Annotated in this window: 18 protein-coding genes and 1 tRNA gene; 4 read left to right on the forward strand and 15 right to left on the reverse strand. The window is 47.8% G+C overall.

Annotated elements, in window-relative coordinates:
- Window positions 1-251: 251 nt before the first annotated feature.
- Both J7E85_RS13985 and J7E85_RS13990 read left to right on the forward strand, forming a co-directional pair.
- Window positions 252-848 carry a helix-turn-helix domain-containing protein gene (locus J7E85_RS13985; RefSeq protein WP_076325695.1) on the forward strand — a complete coding sequence of 199 codons (597 nt, stop codon included), beginning with the start codon at window positions 252-254 and terminating at the stop codon, window positions 846-848.
- A gap of 168 nt (window positions 849-1,016) precedes the next feature.
- Window positions 1,017-1,208: a hypothetical protein gene (locus J7E85_RS13990; RefSeq protein WP_213643849.1), complete on the forward strand. Its 192-nt coding sequence runs from the start codon at window positions 1,017-1,019 to the stop codon at window positions 1,206-1,208.
- Window positions 1,209-1,300: 92 nt separating this feature from the next.
- On the opposite strand, the gene J7E85_RS13995 is transcribed toward J7E85_RS13990, so the two are convergent.
- From J7E85_RS13995 to J7E85_RS14040, 10 genes are all read right to left on the reverse strand, one after another.
- Window positions 1,301-2,038, reverse strand: a complete 738-nt coding sequence (locus J7E85_RS13995; RefSeq protein ID WP_251035705.1) for a WD40/YVTN/BNR-like repeat-containing protein — start codon at window positions 2,036-2,038, stop codon at window positions 1,301-1,303.
- Window positions 2,039-2,327: 289 nt separating this feature from the next.
- On the reverse strand, window positions 2,328-3,059 hold the full coding sequence (locus tag J7E85_RS14000; protein ID WP_215158693.1) for a glutamine amidotransferase: 732 nt from the start codon (window positions 3,057-3,059) through the stop codon (window positions 2,328-2,330).
- Between the two features lie 67 nt (window positions 3,060-3,126).
- Window positions 3,127-4,437 carry an ArgE/DapE family deacylase gene (locus tag J7E85_RS14005; RefSeq protein ID WP_215158695.1) on the reverse strand — a complete coding sequence of 437 codons (1,311 nt, stop codon included), beginning with the start codon at window positions 4,435-4,437 and terminating at the stop codon, window positions 3,127-3,129.
- A 69-nt stretch (window positions 4,438-4,506) separates the two neighbouring features.
- Window positions 4,507-5,037: an ureidoglycolate lyase gene (locus J7E85_RS14010; protein WP_215158696.1), complete on the reverse strand. Its 531-nt coding sequence runs from the start codon at window positions 5,035-5,037 to the stop codon at window positions 4,507-4,509.
- A 27-nt stretch (window positions 5,038-5,064) separates the two neighbouring features.
- Window positions 5,065-6,096, reverse strand: a complete 1,032-nt coding sequence (locus J7E85_RS14015) for an autoinducer 2 ABC transporter substrate-binding protein (protein ID WP_215158698.1) — start codon at window positions 6,094-6,096, stop codon at window positions 5,065-5,067.
- 5 nt (window positions 6,097-6,101) lie between these two features.
- The gene (locus J7E85_RS14020; RefSeq protein ID WP_215158700.1) at window positions 6,102-7,046 is read right to left on the reverse strand and encodes an ABC transporter permease; all 945 of its coding nucleotides are present in this window, start codon (window positions 7,044-7,046) and stop codon (window positions 6,102-6,104) included.
- On the reverse strand, window positions 7,043-8,005 hold the full coding sequence (locus J7E85_RS14025) for an ABC transporter permease (protein WP_215158702.1): 963 nt from the start codon (window positions 8,003-8,005) through the stop codon (window positions 7,043-7,045). The genes J7E85_RS14020 and J7E85_RS14025 overlap by 4 nt, the downstream gene beginning before the upstream one ends.
- On the reverse strand, window positions 8,002-9,513 hold the full coding sequence (locus tag J7E85_RS14030; protein WP_215158704.1) for a sugar ABC transporter ATP-binding protein: 1,512 nt from the start codon (window positions 9,511-9,513) through the stop codon (window positions 8,002-8,004). Before J7E85_RS14030 ends, J7E85_RS14025 begins: the two co-directional genes overlap by 4 nt.
- 156 nt (window positions 9,514-9,669) lie before the next feature.
- Window positions 9,670-10,578: a ribokinase gene (gene rbsK / locus J7E85_RS14035; protein WP_215158706.1), complete on the reverse strand. Its 909-nt coding sequence runs from the start codon at window positions 10,576-10,578 to the stop codon at window positions 9,670-9,672.
- Window positions 10,579-10,594: 16 nt separating this feature from the next.
- Window positions 10,595-11,611 carry a LacI family DNA-binding transcriptional regulator gene (locus tag J7E85_RS14040; protein WP_251035706.1) on the reverse strand — a complete coding sequence of 339 codons (1,017 nt, stop codon included), beginning with the start codon at window positions 11,609-11,611 and terminating at the stop codon, window positions 10,595-10,597.
- A 966-nt stretch (window positions 11,612-12,577) separates the two neighbouring features.
- On the opposite strand from J7E85_RS14040, the gene J7E85_RS14045 reads away from it, so the two are divergent.
- Window positions 12,578-13,669: a sensor histidine kinase gene (locus tag J7E85_RS14045; protein ID WP_215158710.1), complete on the forward strand. Its 1,092-nt coding sequence runs from the start codon at window positions 12,578-12,580 to the stop codon at window positions 13,667-13,669.
- A 144-nt stretch (window positions 13,670-13,813) separates the two neighbouring features.
- Here J7E85_RS14045 and J7E85_RS14050 read toward each other — a convergent pair.
- Both J7E85_RS14050 and J7E85_RS14055 read right to left on the reverse strand, forming a co-directional pair.
- Window positions 13,814-13,897 (reverse strand) — tRNA-Leu (locus tag J7E85_RS14050).
- 134 nt (window positions 13,898-14,031) lie between these two features.
- Window positions 14,032-14,229, reverse strand: coding sequence for a hypothetical protein (locus J7E85_RS14055; protein WP_251035707.1), 198 nt, complete (start codon window positions 14,227-14,229; stop codon window positions 14,032-14,034).
- A 134-nt stretch (window positions 14,230-14,363) separates the two neighbouring features.
- Between J7E85_RS14055 and J7E85_RS14060 the strand changes: the two genes are divergently transcribed.
- Window positions 14,364-15,047: a lysoplasmalogenase gene (locus J7E85_RS14060; RefSeq protein WP_215158712.1), complete on the forward strand. Its 684-nt coding sequence runs from the start codon at window positions 14,364-14,366 to the stop codon at window positions 15,045-15,047.
- A 118-nt stretch (window positions 15,048-15,165) separates the two neighbouring features.
- Here the strand turns inward: J7E85_RS14060 and J7E85_RS14065 are convergent, their stop codons facing one another.
- The 3 genes from J7E85_RS14065 to J7E85_RS14075 all read right to left on the reverse strand — a co-directional run bounded on the left by J7E85_RS14065 (window position 15,166) and on the right by J7E85_RS14075 (window position 17,408).
- Complete coding sequence (locus tag J7E85_RS14065; protein ID WP_213643831.1) at window positions 15,166-15,879, reverse strand: MgtC/SapB family protein; 714 nt, start codon at window positions 15,877-15,879, stop codon at window positions 15,166-15,168.
- A gap of 43 nt (window positions 15,880-15,922) precedes the next feature.
- Complete coding sequence (locus J7E85_RS14070; protein ID WP_076325856.1) at window positions 15,923-16,528, reverse strand: glycerol-3-phosphate responsive antiterminator; 606 nt, start codon at window positions 16,526-16,528, stop codon at window positions 15,923-15,925.
- 67 nt (window positions 16,529-16,595) lie between these two features.
- Entirely contained in the window at window positions 16,596-17,408 is an 813-nt protein-coding gene (locus J7E85_RS14075) for an HAD-IIA family hydrolase (protein ID WP_215158714.1), read from the reverse strand.
- Window positions 17,409-17,712 lie beyond the last annotated feature (304 nt).

Below are 17,712 nucleotides of genomic sequence, written 5' to 3' on the forward strand. Positions count from 1 at the left end.
TCAAGTTAAATCATGTTAATTGTTCGTGTTTTACCTCTTATACTCTGGTTTTAAACGCGATTAACCCCAGGTGTAAACACCAAAAGGCGAACGATACATTATAATAATTAAATAAACAAGTAGGTCTATCGGACCATTACATCTGACTTATAAATCATGTAACAACGAAATGGAAACAATTGTTTTATGTTTGGCTATTGAAAAGTGAGTGTCGAATATTGTAGTATTGTGTTAAAAAAATCGGAGGAATTATGCCTACACAACTGCAGCAAGAAAAACACTCCATTGAGGCGTGGTCCCTGATCAATCGTAAATATTTGGGGAAAGGTGTGCGAGTCAAGCGCTTTCGCCGGCCGACCCGCTGCCAAATTCGCAACCGCGTCCTACTAGCCGTACTTATGGCCAACGATATCAAATTGTCGCAATTGGCCGAGGAACTGGGAGTATCCTCCCGTAGTGTCAGCGCCTGGGTATATGAGGGACGCGTTCCCGGAAAAAACAACCTGGAGAAGGCCTGTGACTACTTGGGTTATCCCCGCCACATACTCTTCAGAGAGGAACTGCTGGACAAGTCTCCTTTAATCTGTCAGCCGGCACCTTCCCGCTTCATGAAACGCACCCTGACACGCTCACCGGTTAGCAACCGGATTCTGACAGGTCTGTGCATGGTTCATGATTTGTCGGTTAGCGATGTCAGCCGCTGGATCGGCGTGCACCCCGGTACATTCCGCAAATGGCTGCACCAGGGCACCGTACCATCCCCAGCATTCCAGGAAAAAGCGGAACAGTTCTTCCGTATCCCTAAATCTGTTCTATTCGCAGATTGCGCATTAAAGCAAAATTCATAATCGAAGTTGCCGTACTATCATAACCATACTTATATTTCAACCCATGCTCAGCTTGCCGGATCGCTCCGGCTAAGCCGGGCTTATTTTCTGTTATGGCATATTTCGAGACGATCTGGGAATACAAGTAACATTCAGGACCGCAACATTCAACATTGAGGTGACAGACATATGACGTTACGTCATAAACAAATTGGCGCTGCACTAGGATTGCTGGCCGGAACAACCATGGGAAGCGGTATTGGATTCCTGCTCGGTTGGCACTCCTTTAATTTGATCGTCCTGGTGGCCCTCTTCGGCTTATTCGGAGTTGCGGCTGGTCTTTGGCTAGGCTCCCGAATGATATTCAAAGAGCTCCCTTAATGAATGATATGATATTCATCGTTCTGCCTCTTCCTCGCTGAGAATGGAGGCAGAACCACACAAAGAAGACCGGAGGTTTCCGGTCTTCTTTGTTATGCATTAGTTATGGGTCCTTGTATTAACAACATACAATGGTCCAGACACAGCGCAACGTTCTTGGGAGCTTCAGCTGCTCCATCGGTGATAGCTCCCGTGGCAGGGCTGCTGGCGGTCGTATCCGGTATATCCTGGTCGCTCCAGGTTTTACCTCCGTCCTCGGTTTTGGCTTGACCGCTGAATCCTGTTTCAGGCGAGATGAAATGGAGAAATCCGGCATTCGGCGTGCTTCCAATCCGAATCCACGTCTCTCCGCCATCCGTGGTGCGGTACAGATCGTTATTCTCCATCACAGTCCAGGCCTGCTTGCCATTCAAAGCAAAGATTTGGCGTACGGTGCCTTTCGGCTGAGCTTGAACCTCCCATTCCGTACCACCGTTATCACTAAAAGCTATCCAGCCTTCTCCGCCAATCCAGCCCGAGTTATGGTTAATGAGCCGGACCGCCGTCACATCCGCTAAATCCACATCGAGTTTAGCTGCCTGATGATCGGGCGTTACGTCTGTATCATCCTGTACTTCAACGGCACTGCTTCCCGCGGTGTCATCACCTCCACCTGAAGCTGAGCCGGAAGGGGGCTCTGTCTCCGGGGTATCCTCATTCGAAGAAATCACCGATTGCTCAGGTACCGGATGCTCAGCCACATCCCCCTCATCCGTTGGTTGACATCCAACAGACAAACTCACAACAGCGAGCAGCAACAACATAAAGCCAAACTCTATTCGAGGTTTCATCACAGGACCACACCCCTTGTATTCAAAATCACCAGCCCGTAACTTCCGCTAACAGGTCTTATATTAATCCAACTCCATTGAATTCACCCTAAAGCTGAACGGTTTCTCCTGTTTAGTATAACGCGATTCCACATGAAGCGGAACGGGAAAAGTGGTGTTAATATAGAACGTATTATTCCGAAATGCTCAACTGCCTGCTTGATCATGAAGCATATGCATAATAACAGGCGCCTGCTGGCATCGAGCCAGCAGGCGCCTGTTAGGGCGTATAAAAATATTTAATGCTTCATTATTTCAAATACTTGATAAGCTTGGACCAAAAGGCCGAATAGTGCTCCCAGTTCATAAACTCCAACGATCCCCAGTGCGGCGAACAATCGCTTGCAAATGCCGCGGTCTTGCCCGCTCCGTAGGTTCCGACCGTCAGAATAGCATCCCCTTCATGGCTTAGCAGTTCCTCTGTCTCCGGCTTAGCCGACAGCTTATTATAACCTAGCAGCCTAGGCCATTCTCCCAAGTCATTGACGAGCGGATGCGGCTGCGATACGAGGGGCGAGAAGCCGCTCGGCTTCTCTACCCGATCATCCTTGTCCATCATGACAACCGGCAGCACATCGGCCAATATCGTATTTCGGTAATTGGCTTTTCCTTCGATTCCCATGAAGGTCAGGTAACCGCCGACCATCAGCAGGCCGCCTCCTTCAGCGACATATTGCTTGATTAGCTCAAGAGCATCCGGAATGATTTGCATTTGATAGAAGGTTGGATTTTGGAGCAGGAATGTGTTGGCCCCTACGTCGCTAAGCACAATTGCATCATAGGCTTTGAGCTCTTCCAACGATTGAGGAAAACGAACCTGTACTTCATGCGCAGGCATATAGGTGACGTCGATTCCTTCCTGACGCAGACAGGACAGCAGATAGGTTGCTCCCTCCTCGTACTTGGTCGAAGTAAAGCTGTCATAACCTTTCGTATGAATCATATGCACTACCCAGGATTCGCCAACAAATAAGATTTTCATCAGTTCAAGCACCTCCGTATTTTTATATCACCAGGCCCTATACCTACGGGCTGTCTTGATTTCATTTTTACGATTCCTCGATTTCACACCAGTCCACAATCGTTTTGGCAATCATCTTGACCGCCTGAATCACTTCATCGATAGGTGTAAATTCGTCGCTATGATGGGCAAGGCTTGGGTCGCCAGGTCCAAAGTTAACGGTCGGAATGCCGACGTTCACCGGCCAGCCCATATCCGTATGGAAGCCCAATCCTTCGATCTTCCCTTCCTCTCCAATGGCTTTCAAGGATTGTACACAAGTCTGAACAAAGGGATGAGACACATCCGTCTCCGCACAATCGGCATCCACCAGCCATTCGATTTCCGGCATATGCTCACGCAGCCAAGGATCCGATTCCGATACCTCGCGCAGGAAGTCCGTCAATTCTTTTTTTACGTTGCCGCCTACAAGCTTCTCGTCACGCTCCGAAGGCAGGTATTGCGCGTTAAATACGATCTCCGCCTCATTCGCGAAGGAGGTCGGATATTCCCCAGCGTTTAATTGCGCGACATGCACCTGACAAGGAATCGCCAAGTAGGGATGAGTCTTGCTGACAGCCCATTGCTCATTCAAGCGGTCCAGATGCTCCAGAATATATCTCGCTTTCTTAATTGCATCAACCGCGCCGCCGTCCTGCCATTCTGCTTGCGGCATCTCAATATGCCCGCTGCGGCCTTGAATCTTGATTTTGCCCCATAAAATTCCCCGGCAAAGCGGGGCGATCGTCAGCGAGGTTGGTTCGGTCAAAATGCAAGCATCCGCTCGATAGCCATGATGGATGAAATCAAGCGCCCCCATGCCTCCCGCTTCCTCGTCGACGACCGTGCCGACGACAACCGGCCCTTTAAGCTTAAATCCGCTGCGAAGAATCGCTTCCACAGCCATAATCATGGCTGCGACTCCGCCCTTCATATCAACGGTGCCGCGTCCGTACATCTTCCCCTCGATCACTTTGCCCTCGAACGGATCGACCGTCCATTTTGAGCCTGCCATGACAACATCAATATGGCCAAACAAGAGCAGGGACTTGCCTTCCGTTCCTTTGCCAAACGTAGCCGCCAGATTGGGTCTGCCCGTAAAATCTCTTCCCGGATAATAACCCGCCATGCCTTCATATTGCTTCAGTTCATCGGCGACGGGTTCCCAGATTTCGATGTCCGCGCCTAATTCCCCCAGCTTGCCGGCAAGAAATTGTTGCAGGTCCTTCTCTTTGGATCGCCCCGGCTCCTCGAAGAACCAGGGGTTGACGCTCGGAATTTGAATAAGCTGCTGTAAAAAATGAATGATTTCATCTTGATGATTCTCGATCCATTCCATCACTCTCTGTTCTTGGTTCATCTCTCTCTCTCCTTTTTGGCAGCACTCTCCTGATACAGCATGAATCCGATATTGCCGCAAGCTAATGTATCAGGAGCGGTGCCTGCTCGCGTATTCGAATCGAACGGTGCTACCGTTAACAAAATCAACCCACGGATTGATCATTTCATCGCCGAATTTATCCTTTTTCTTCTCAATGCCAAACAAATAGCGGGCGTCGTCTGAAGCCGGGTAGGCCGGGCTATGCCAGACCCCCCGATGAATGACGATAGCTTGTCCCGGCTTGATTCGGAAGCACTTGACGGTGGATGGATCAGGACTTTCATCCGGATCGTCAATGTCCATGCATAATGCTACAGGCTGCACAATCTCACGATCAAAGGTAAGCAGCAGCTCTTCACGACTGACATGTCTCTCCATTGCCGTGACGACAAATTCGCGTCGCTTGGTGATCACAAGGCCAAATCCGATTGGCTCCCATACGTCCAGCATTTGCACATAGCTCCAGCAATCCCATCCGTCGCCGGATTTGGAGGGATCAATCGCCGGCACATCCACTACTTTGCCATAGGGCGCGAAAGCCTCCTCCGTCAAGTCTTCTATCTTCACCTTATACTCCATTAAGGCCGCCTCCTAACAGGGGTTTTATTAGAAATCAAAGCTGTCCACATTATCGTTCGTGACTTCAAGCGTGCCAATAAAGACACTTTGTCCATCTACCTTCACAGTCCCTATCGTCGGAATCTCCATACCATCCTTAATCTCCTTGCCTTGGGCCAGTTGGTCCATGATATAGACGGTTACGTAAGCCAGCTTGCCCGGATCCCAAATAATATCTGTTTTGATCGTGCCGTTCTTGATGTAGTTTTTCACGAGGCTCGGCACGGCAATGCCTGTTATGGCCACTTGGTTTTTCTCCAACGTGCCTGCCTTTACAGCTTGCTCTACTACTTCCGCGGCTGCGGGAGGTTCGCCACCAGCAAATCCGATAATGCCCCTCAGATCTGGATAGGTTTGAAGCAGGTTTTGCGCATTGGCATACGCCTTCTGTTGATCATCGTCGCTCGCGACAGTCGTTACGACCTCAATATCCGGATAGTTGGCTGTAAAATAAGCTTTAGCCGCATTGGATTTGGCAATCTGGTTTTGTGAGCCAAGACCAGCTACCATGAACGCTACTTTTCCTTTACCGCCGATTTCCTCCCCAATCGTTTTGGCCAGAAGCTCCCCGATTTCTTGGTCTGTAGCCGGAGCAACATAATATTGGCGGTCTGTGTCCGGCGCGTCACTGTCCCAGGTCACAATATTGACACCTTGACCTGCCGCCTTTTTGAACACAGGGCCTACCGCTTTCGCATCATTGGGTGATACACCGATGCCGCTTACTTTGCGGGTCAGCATATCCTGGATCATATTAATTTGCTTGGAGGAATCCGCCTCTGTCGGCGCATTGAACAGAACTTTTACCTTCAAATCGGCTTCCGCTTTCTTCGCGCCCTTCTCAGCCGCCGCCCAATAAGCAGGGCCGATGGACTTTGGATTCATAAAGTAAGTTCTGGATCCCGAAGCTCCCTGGTTCGTTTTGCCTCCGTTATCCGTTTGGTTCCCGCTTGTACTTCCGCATGCTGCCAAATTCAAAGCCAATACGCCCGTCAGTAACGTCAATGCCAGCTTTTTCATAGGTTTCACTCTCCATTGAATTTTTTGTTTCCTACAGCAAGCAGAAGCAATGCCCCTAATATAACTGCCTGGTAAAGCACGGATACACCTAATAGATTCAATCCATTACGCAAAAACACGATAATCAGCAGCCCGACAAATGTGCCTGAAAGACTCCCCCTCCCTCCAAAAATATGTGTGCCTCCTATCAGAGTCGCTGTAATAACATCCAACTCTATATTGGTACCCGATGTCGCCTCTGCGCTTGCCAGACGCGACACCAGAAATATACCCGCCAAGGCCGAAAACAATCCGCTAAGCATAAAGAGGATAAACCGGATGCGCACGACCGAGATGCCTGAGTAGCGGACAACCTCTTCATTGTTGCCAATCCCGTACACATAGGTGCTAAATCTTGTTTTCTTCATCACGAAGCTGGCCAAGAGGAACATCACCACAAGGAAAATCGCATTAACCGGAATGCCGCCGACATATTGCTGGCCCATAAAGTAGAATGCATCCGGAAAGCCGCTAATGGGTCTGCCCTGATTGATCACGTAGACCAGACCCCGCAGCATCACGAGCATGCCAATGGTGACGACAATAGCCTGCATGCGGTGCCTTGCGATCAGATAGCCGTTAACCGCCCCGCATAGCAAGCCAGCCAGCAGCCCAATGATCACGCTGATCCATATATCGAGGCCCCGCTCAAAGGCAACTCCCATACATACAGCGGAGAAAGCCAGAATTGAGCCGACTGACAGATCCATGGCACCGGATATGATGATCATGGTCATCGGAATGGCGATCAGCCCTACTTCCACCATCTGGTTCAGCACATTCATAAAGTTGGTGACGGTCAGGAAATAGGGAGACAAGAAGCTGAACAGGACGATTATGACGAGCAGCAGCAGCATTTGAACGATCAGCTTATTTCCTTTAAACGGGAACCGGCTTGTCCATGCACTCATACCAAATCCCCCTCTTTCCCTTTGTTTTGTCGTATGCGCTGCAGCGTATTAATGACAATTGCCAGAATAATCAGAAAACCAGTTGCGGCATCAACCCAGAACGGAGAAACCTTGGATATAATGAGCCCGTTCTTAACAATGCCCATAAAGAGCACACCCAGCATCGTTCCGGCTACGGTGCCGACTCCTCCAAAAATGCTTCCTCCGCCGATAAGAACGGCTGCCATGACTTCAAACGCCAAACCGCTGCCTGCTGTCGAGGCTTGTACACTTCCTACCTTGGCTGCGAAAATAACCGAGGCGATCCCAACCAGTAAGCCGGTTAATACATAAACCTTAAACTTGGTTCGGGCTACACTGATTCCCGCAAGCTTGGCTGCCGGACCGTTCCCTCCAATGGAGTAGATTCTTCGGCCCACCCTGGTGAATTTCATTAAATAGATGAAGATCGCTATCAGAATGACGGCTATTAGCAGCGGAAAGGAAATGCCGAGCAAATACCCTTGTCCGAAGAATCGAAATCCTTCCGGAAAGTTCGTCATCCAGGTTCCTCCGCTAATACCTACCGCAATGCCCCTGAAGATGTACATGGTGGCCAAGGTGACGATGATGTCCGGTATTTTCCTCACAGCGATGAAATAGCCATTAACCATACCGCATAGAACCCCGATCCATATCCCCATTGCGGCTGCTATCCACGGATGAATGCCATGGCTGAGAAACAAGCCGACAGAAGTCGCTGTCACAGCCAGCACAGAGCCGACGGATAAATCCATGCCCCCCAGAAGAATGACCATCGTCATCCCGATCGCCACGATAAACATGGAGATGTTCTGATCCAGAATCAGCCTCATATTTTCGAATTGCAAGAAGTCGGGTGAAATGATGGAGAACAACAGTATGACGAGAACGGTAAATAAGATAATAGGCGCTTCATGCATATTGAGTAGGCGTTTCATAGTTGGCCTCCTTCTGAGAGAGGGTGTGAAGCACGCTGCAGCAATTGTTCCTGGTCAGCCTCACCATGTGCAAATTCATGTACGATCATGCCTTTGTACAGCACCAGAATCCGATCACTGAGTCCAATTACCTCCGGCATTTCGGATGAAATCAGCAGGATGCTCAATCCTTCCTCGGCCAGTTGATGAATAATATTGTAGATCTCCGCCTTTGCCCCGACATCAACTCCCCGAGTCGGCTCTTCCAGAATAAGAATATCCGGATTCGTGGCAAGCCATTTGCCAATCACGACCTTTTGCTGGTTGCCGCCGCTCAGAAAGTCTACGCTTTGTCCGTCGCTGGGCGCTTTAATCCGCAGCTTCTCCATATACTCCCCGCTCATCTCTTTAATTCGCGCCTCGTCCAGCACCGTGTACTTTGAAAGCTGGGGCAGCATCGGGATCGATAGATTTTGCCGGATGGACATCGGTTTAATGATGCCTTGACGGTGACGATCCGGCGGAACGTAAGCAATCTTCTTCGCTTTGGCTTGGCTCGGGCTATTGATTTTCACTGCTGCGCCACGAATGTTGATTTCACCCGTTCCCCGCTTTAGACCGAATAAACGCTCGGCAATCGTATGCGTGCCTGAACCCGGAACGCCGAACAGCCCTAATATCTCTCCCTTTCGCAGCTCAAAAGATACACGGTGCGCAGAATCGAGCGACAGCTGCTTGACCTGCAGCACAACCTCTTGACCCTGCTTTTGCTCCCCTACCGGATATAGCTGGCCGACCTCTTTGCCCACCATCATTTGAATCAAGCTCTGTTCAGTCACCTCTTCGATTCCTCGGGTGTCAATCTTGGCTCCATCCCGCAGCACCGTTACCTTATCCGCAATTTCAAATATTTCCTTCATGCGGTGGGAGACATAGACGATGGCTACGCCTTGCGCCCTGAGCCGGTTGACCACTTCAAACATTTTTTTCACTTCGTTTTCCGGAAGCGCTGCTGACGGTTCATCCATAATGAGCACATCCGCCTGAAAAGACAGCGCTTTCGCAATTTCGATTACTTGCTGGCTGTGGACTCCAAGATGCCGGACCTCCTGGCGGACATCAATTCCACCTCCCCCTATGGAATCAACCAAACGCTGCGCCTCATCATACATTTTGGACCACTGTATCCGTCCGAATCTGCCGACCATTTCTGGACGGTCGATAAATATATTTTCCGCGGCTGTCAAATTAGAAAACAAATTGAATTCCTGATGGATAATGGACACCCCTTGGCGCTGGGCGTCAAGCGGGTTGCCGAATGTCACTTCTTTGCCCTTCAGTCTGATCGTTCCTTGCGTCGGTGAATATACGCCGGACAAAATTTTCATCAGCGTGGATTTTCCTGCTCCGTTCTCCCCCATAAGCGCATGAACTTCGCCCGGATACAGTTCAAAGCTAACATCAGATAACGCTTTGACCCCTGGGAATTCCTTGCTGATGCCTTCCATTTTCAAAACCGGATGCCTCATCGTTCGACCTCCTATTCACCTTGCTGGGCTGCTTTTTGGATAACTTTAACAAGACTAAGCGTTAAATCGCCAAAGCCTGTGAATACAGGTGTCCCTTTCCAGGAAAGAAACCCCGTATATTACCTTTTTTTATAACGGTCTTATTAACCTATTGTTCTACCCCGTAAGAAACGATTGTACCTGTTCTTCTGTCGGAATCGAGCTTTGGGCACCTGGTTCAGATACAGCCAGCGCCGATGCCGCTGTCGCGTAGCGCAGACAATCGCGCAGCTCCGCTCCCGTTGCATATTTAGCTGCGAACGCTCCGATGAAGGTGTCTCCGGCCGCTGTCGTATCCACTACGTCAACCGAAAATGCGGTTAATGTGATTTGCCTTCCGGATTGGTCCATATAGATCGAGCCTTTGCTTCCCAAAGTAATAATGAGATGAGGAATGCCGTCATTAAGCAGTTTCTTTCCGGCCTCCAGCGCCTGGCTGCTTCCTTCAATACGGATGCCGCTCAGCTCCTCCGCCTCGACCTTATTCAGAATGAGGAAAGTGACCTTGCTCAGTTGGCTCTGGTCAAACCCGTCAATTGGAGCTGGATTCATAAATACCGGAACACGTTGCTCTGCCGCTTTATCCAGCACCCTTTGATTGGCTGTCGATGATATTTCATTTTGCAGCAAAATGACATCGAAACCAGAGAGGTCCAATTTATCTACCTCGTCTGCACCATACCTTCCATTAGCACCTGAGGATAAAATAATGTTGTTCTCGCCTGCTCCATCGATCGTAATCAAAGCAAGCCCCGTCATACACGGCTTCTCGATAACATGATCAAGATCAATCCTAGCCTCCGCCAATTCCCTGCGTATGTCGATCCCAAAGGAATCCGAGCCTAGTGCACCCGCCATAGCGACCGAAGCTCCGGAGCGAGAGGCGGCAACCGCCTGGTTAGCCCCCTTGCCTCCAATAAAGAAACGGGTCTCATTGCCCTGTATCGTTTCGCCGGGAACCGGGTGACGCTCAACCTGTGTGACAATGTCCATATTCATGCTGCCCACTACCAAGATTTTCGCCATAGCTCTCCCCCCAGTATTACTCCTTCAGTCTTTTGACTGAGCCGAATTTCTTCAATTCAACATCCAATATCATTTTTTTCAGCTTCGCCCGCTCTTTAGGCTCTCTCTTGATTTTTTGAATGAGCATTTCCGCCGCTTGAATTCCCATCTCTCTTGTCGGTCTGCTGACCACGGTCACTCTTGGCTGCACGAACTGGGCAAGCTCGTTATCATCAAAGCCAATTAAAGAAATATCCTCTCCGATTCGGAGATTCAAATCGCGTATCGCTTTAATCGCACCCGTACAGATGACGTTGTTAGCCGCAAATATAGCTGTCGGTGGCTGCTCGGATTGCATAAGCTCCGTCGTAAATCGGTAGCCGTCCTCTTCCAGCCAATTCCCCTGCTTGTGATAGGCAGGATCGGGTGTCAGGCCGCTCTCATGCATAGCTTGACGATATCCCCAATAACGGTCCTTGCCATCGTTAAAATCATGCGCCCCATCAATAATGGCAATGCGTTCATGACCATAGTCCACGAAGTGCTTGGTCGCTTCGTACGCGCCGCGGAAGTTATCGATTAAGACACCATCGTGGCCGCAATCGTTGATATAACGGTCGACAAGGATGGTAGGTTTGCGAATGTTCCGGTAAAACTCTGCATCCTTATGCGTACCGATTAAGATGATTCCATCCACATTTTTCCCTAGGAAGCTTTCAAAAAATTCTTCCTCCTCTGCCTCATCGCTATTCGTGGCGACAACTAGAGTAAAGAAGCCTTCCTTCTTGGCCACCTCTACCATACCGCCAATGACTGCGGTGTAGAAGGGATTCTGAATCTCCGGCACCACGACGGACAGCATGTTGGTTTTTTTATTGACCATCGATGCAGCCATCGTATTCGGCACGAAGTTCATCTCTTCGATTATTTTGAGTATTTTCTTGCGAGTGGCTTCACTTACGCGATCTCGTCCATTCATCACTCGGGATACCGTAGCTACAGATACATTTGCTTGCTTGGCTACGTCCTTAATTGTAATTTCCTTGTTCGTCATAGCCACCCCCCTTCCTTTAGTTTAAAGTCATAACGTTTTCTCAATATTTCCCTTTGATAATAAACGATATGAGTTCATTTCCCACTCTAAAAATGTAAACGTTTACGCAATTTCTAGTTTTATTTTAGTACATGCCCAATCAGATTACAATATGTTTTTTTAGAAATAGCGGAAATAAAACGTTTACATTTTTAATATATAACCTGATTATGTTAGGTGTTTGTTCGGTATTTAACTTAAATTTTAATATAATCTTGTGTATACGTCATATATTCTCACATTAAATCAAGCTTTTCGTTGGTATCGATTAAGTCTCAGGAAAAATCATACGACTTTTATTAGAATCTAACTGTCAGCCACTCCTCTAAAAACTAGAAGTGTTTACCCATTGTTTCCTGATTTAAAGCTTCTTTTTCCAACAATTTCTTTGTTGAAACGTTTACGCAATTTGCTTCAAAATGCGCATTGATAATGTAAACAAAAAAAGCCTGGGACAATCAGGAATAAAAACCTGAATGCCACCCGGCTTGCTGCCTCTTACTTTAAGGATGCATGACAGTTCTCAGGAGATTGCTGTTCCCAAGGGCCTTTGGCTAGATCTATTTTACAAGACTTAGGGACGGAAATTGAAGATATTACCTAATAGCTTACCCGAATCTTGGGGATGAAATGAAAATTGTATATTACTCAACTTCCCGCTTGTAATGGCGAAACATGAAATGCGCTGAATTCGTTTTCATGATCTTCGCCACAGTTGTGCCAGCCTATTGCTGGCGAACGGTGTAGTATGAAGAAGATTCAAGAATGGCTCTGTCATAGTCATTTCTCTACTACAGCAAATATTTTCCAATTCCTTCAAGGTACAACTTAATTCTTTGAAAAAAAAGCTGGCACCCTACACCGGCGATAAGGAACTGATTAAAAACACGAGAGGTTTCGGGTACTCGCTCACGAAGGAGTATGCAGATGAAACAGTTCAATAAGATTACGCTGCGATTAAGGCTGACAATATCAACCGCGCTTACGCTCGCAGGCGTTTGTTTTCTGTTGACACTTTCTCAAGTGATCACCTACTCTGAATCCGTGCCGGCTCCCCTTTTGAATGCCGATGCAAACCCCCATATACATGTTACTCCTGAAAAATCCATTTCTGGTAGACAAAAAAATTATATTGCTTCCAGTTTCGTTTACATGGTCGCCATGATTGCACTAGGTACAGGCGTCTCCTATTACATGTCCGGCAGAGCGTTAAAACCGGTTGCAAACTTAAGCGAAAACATCAAGAATATCGACGAAAACAAGCTGTTTCAGCCGCTTACAGGCTTTGATACGAATGACGAAGTGGCACAGCTCGCAACATCTTTCAACCATATGATGATGAAATTGGAAAAATCATTTAATCATCAAAAGCGGTTCGCGGCCAATGCCGCTCATGAGCTCAATACGCCGCTCGCTAGCATTATTGCCAACATTGAGGTCTTGCAGATGGAGGAATATCCTACCGTTCTGGAGTACAGAGAGGTTATGGAAGATACTTTGGCAGAAGCACAAAGGATGAGTCTCCTGGTATATGACCTGTTAAAGATGAACAGTACGTTAAATGCGGACCATCATGAACGTTTTGAAGGGAAAGCGATGTTTGACGATATTATTGAGGCTGTATCGGAAAGCAGCAGCGATAAAAGCATCCTCATTGAAAACAACATCTCGGGCATTATGCTTTCAGGCGATAAGACGCTTTTGCAAAGAGCTTTCTTTAATCTCGTTCAGAACGCTGTGAAATATAATAAAAGGGATGGAGAAGTCTTGATTACGGCAGTCATGAGCGATGATTCTGTGATCGTTCATATCGAGGATACCGGCATAGGAATTCCAGAGGAAGAACATGAAAATATCTTCGAGCCATTCTATAGAATTGACAACTCCCGTTCAAGGGAATTGGGAGGCAGCGGACTTGGATTATCCATTGTAAAAACCATCATCGACAAACACAGCGGGATTTGCACGGGTGAATTGCTCATTATTTGGGCTGAAGAAATCTACCTCCCGGCCCTTTAGCCAATTCTCATTTCCTCTGAACGTTCCAGAAAACGCAGCCTTCAATGGGCTAAACTGAATTTTATTTTTGCCCCAAGTGTATTAACATTGGAACGAAATAAAAACCCTTCTATAATTTCAGAAGGGTTTCTTTTAAGAATATGATGCGGTCGAGAGGACTCGAACCTCCACGGGGGTTAGCCCACACGGACCTGAACCGTGCGCGTCTGCCAATTCCGCCACGACCGCATATTATGTAAGTCGGCATCGTGTTGATCACCGTATTTAAGAGTATATTACGATCAGAGTTAAAAAGCAAGCATTATTTTAAAAAAATTGTCGAAACCATACATCCCACATGATTCCGACCATTCAAGGCAATATCAGATCGTCCATTGATCATGAATAATTCCGGATAACACCCATGTATTCCCTTCCTGCTGAAACACAAGGCGCAGGCTTTCCCAGTCCATGCTGGCATAATCAGGATGAACCCCATCGAAATAATACTCGACGATAACTGCCCCTTTATACTGGCTGGTCGCATTGTTCAACGTATTTCCTTCGCTTTTGGATTGCAATATTCAGAAGATTTAATTTATTTCTATATGATGTTTTACATTCCTGTTTCATGCGGACAGGAAAAGAGGAATCAGGACGCCGAGCGAAGAATTGTCTAAACATGAAAATTACATTCGCCGGGGAGGATTGTCATTTGAAACGTTACGGACTGCCATTGGTCATCCTGATCATGAGTCTGCTTTATATTTTCCTGATCCCATCCGAGCCCTTAACTGTCAAACTGCTGTTCAAGCTGATTCCGATGTGGCTCATCATTCTATTTGCTTATAGGCAACTTCCGCCCCATCGATCCAAAGTTCACTATCTCCTGTTAACCGGGCTGTTCTTCTGCATGATCGGTGATGGAACATTGATCTGGTTTGTGGTCGGTCTCACCGCCTTTCTGATTGGACATCTGTTCTATACGGCCGGCTTCCTGGGTCAATGGCGCTATACGCTCCTTCGTCTCCTCAGCATCGTTCCGGTTGCAGTCTACTCCATATGGATGGGCAATGAATTGGTGACTTCTATCAAGGCAAACGGTGACCAAGCTTTGATTATTCCGGTTATTGCCTATATCACGGTTATTTCGCTGATGCTCTGGTCGGCTATTATGACCGGGAATCAATGGGCCATGATCGGGAGCCTGCTGTTTGTGATCTCGGACTCCATCCTGTCCTGGAACATGTTTGTTGCTGATATCCGCTATTCGGGCGTGTGGATTATGACGACCTATTACGCCGCCCAATTTCTCATGGCGCGAAGCATCGCGGCTTTTGATAACCCTAACGTGCAATCCACAAACACCGCTGCCCTGAACACCTCCGTTTTCAAATAGAACGAAAAAAAGCTGAGCCCGGGTCAACTTGCACCCGGGCTCAGCCCTTTTCATCATTTTGCCATTCAAATGATCTGACCAGCGACAATTCGAACATAAAACAAATCCGATAAGGCCCTTAATCCCGCCAGTTCATACGAACCTGCTTAATCCCCTCAACCTGCCACAATTGCTCGAACAATCCGTTAATTCCCTTACTGTTAAAAGAATACACCCGGAATTCCATCGTCACCTTGGTCGAATCGTCTTCCGTCGTGTCATTGTTCACGATCATGCCTTCCACCGTCATATTTGCCTTTTGCAGCAATTCGGTAATGGTACTCACATGAACCGGACGGTCTCCAGCCTCAATGATAATCTTCAAACTGCCTGACTTTTTGATAAAGAGAAATTTCGATTCCAATTTATTCAACACCAGCGTGCTGACCAGAACGATCGCTGTCGTTATGATCGCGGGCCAGTAAAATCCGGAGCCGACACTTAAACCGATAGCCGCTGCTACCCATAGGGTTGCCGCCGTGGTAAGACCTGAAATGATATGATTGGAACGCCGCAATATAGCCCCGGCACCAAGGAAACCGATACCGCTTACAACTTGTGCCGCCAGCCGGGCAGGATCAAACCTCGCATTAGGATGATTGATCAGTGCAGAATCAAAGCCGTAAATGGAAGTCAGCATAATCAGCGTTGATCCGACAGCCACCAAGAGATGGGTTTTTAAACCGGCCTGCTTGTTTCTGCGTTCCCGCTCCCAACCGATTAAACCGCCAAGCAATGCAGCCAATAGCAGCCGCATCAGCATAGTCTCCGTATCCAGTTGAAACACATCCATTCCCTAATCTCCACCCATCTTTGTCATTTAAGGCGGCTCTTCGCTATACCATATGTTCATCCTGCCAGCGCCATAGCTCTTTGCTGGAGGTGGATATGCCAATTACACCGCTCTTCAAAGCTGTATCAAAATCCTCCAAATCGATCATGAGTCCTCCTGCGATGACGGGCACGTCCACCTCTGCACGAATCCGTTCCATAATCCGCTGACACACCATGCCCGGCAGCACTTCAATGGCATCCGGATTGGAGGCCTTAATCATCTTGATCCCGTTGTCCAGGGAAACAGAATCGAATACAAACAGTCGCTGAACCGTTAACAAGCCCAGTTTCTTCGCTTCTACAATCGCCGTGTTTTTTGTCGTGACAATACCGTCAATGCCAACCTTTTCAGCTAAATACTTAACCCCCGTCTTGTCTTTGCCAATCCCTTCAATCAGATCAAAATGCACAAACGAGAGCTTGCCGGCCTCCCGAATCTGCTCAACAATCGATTCGATGATAAAAATATCGGTTTTGAGAATAAACACGATATTCGATTCGGTTGCTAGTACATTGGGGAGTTCATCGGCATTCATTAATGAAGTAATAATGGGCTTACGCTTCAAGCAATACGAAATTCGTTGTGCACCTTCAACACTGGTTTTCATATCTTCACCTCGTTGCCGCAGCAGCATCTCCAATTCTCCCGTTGCCCCGGCCTATTTTTGTAAATACTCATGACTTGGCTTCGTCTGCCTGCTTCACGGCAGTACCGCTGAGATAAATATCGTAAACCGAATTCAGTACATAGGTGGGCTTCACGCTGCTGTTCATCAGATCGTCCCTGGTTGATACGCCTGTCAGCACCATTGCCGTACTCATCCCTGCCTGATTTCCCATCTTGATATCCGTCTCCAGCCGATCCCCTGACATCAGACAATCTTCGGCCTGCACTCCCAAAATATCAAGAGCCGTCAGTGCCGTCAAGACGGAGGGCTTGCCCATGACAGTCGTAATTGTGATGCCGGCAGTACCTTCGATGGCACCGATCATGCCGCCGCAATCCGGGACATCGCCGCCTGGCATCGGACATGTTCGATCCGGGTGGGTGGCAATCACTTCGGCGCCCCGTTTAATTGCCTGATAGGCAAAATCCAGATGACGGTAGTGAAAATCCCGATCCCACGACACAACCACAACGTCGGTTTCCTCCGGCGATGATGCAAATCGTATTCCATTGTCCAACAGCTCGTTTTTCAATATTTCCTCACCAATGACATACACATTTGCGCCGGGATGATGTTTCTGAAGATAATGAATCGTAACGAGCGCAGGATTCAATATATGATTCAGTTCCACTTGAACGCCAAGCTTCCTTAATTTCTTCAAATAGTTTTCCCTGGAATCTATCGTTTTGTTGGTCAAAAACAATAGCTTCTTATTCAGTCCCTGCAAATAATGAATGGTCTCCACAGCACCATCAATGGCCTCAGCCCCAAGATAGATCGTACCGTCCAAATCAAAAATATACCCTGAATAATGATCCATATTTCGTTCTCCTCTGCATGTTCAATCTGTATTTTCGCCCGTAAACGTAAATTGGACATGTTCTGGTCAGATCAGTTCTGTTGGACCCACAGTCCCCATCCGTAAAGTATACATATGACGGTGTCATGTCCTTTAGTCCTTTGGACAAGCAGTTCCACGCGGATACAAAAAAATGAGAAGCACTTTGCATTGAAAAAGCCTTCATTCATGACAAATGAAAGATTCTCGTTATGCAAAGGGCTTCTCATCATCTCTGCCCAGCTCTATAACTTTATATGGTTATACTACATCCACATTTTACATT

It is taken from the genome of Paenibacillus sp. ISL-20 (assembly GCF_018613005.1).
Classification (GTDB): Bacteria; Bacillota; Bacilli; order Paenibacillales; family Paenibacillaceae; genus Paenibacillus_AQ.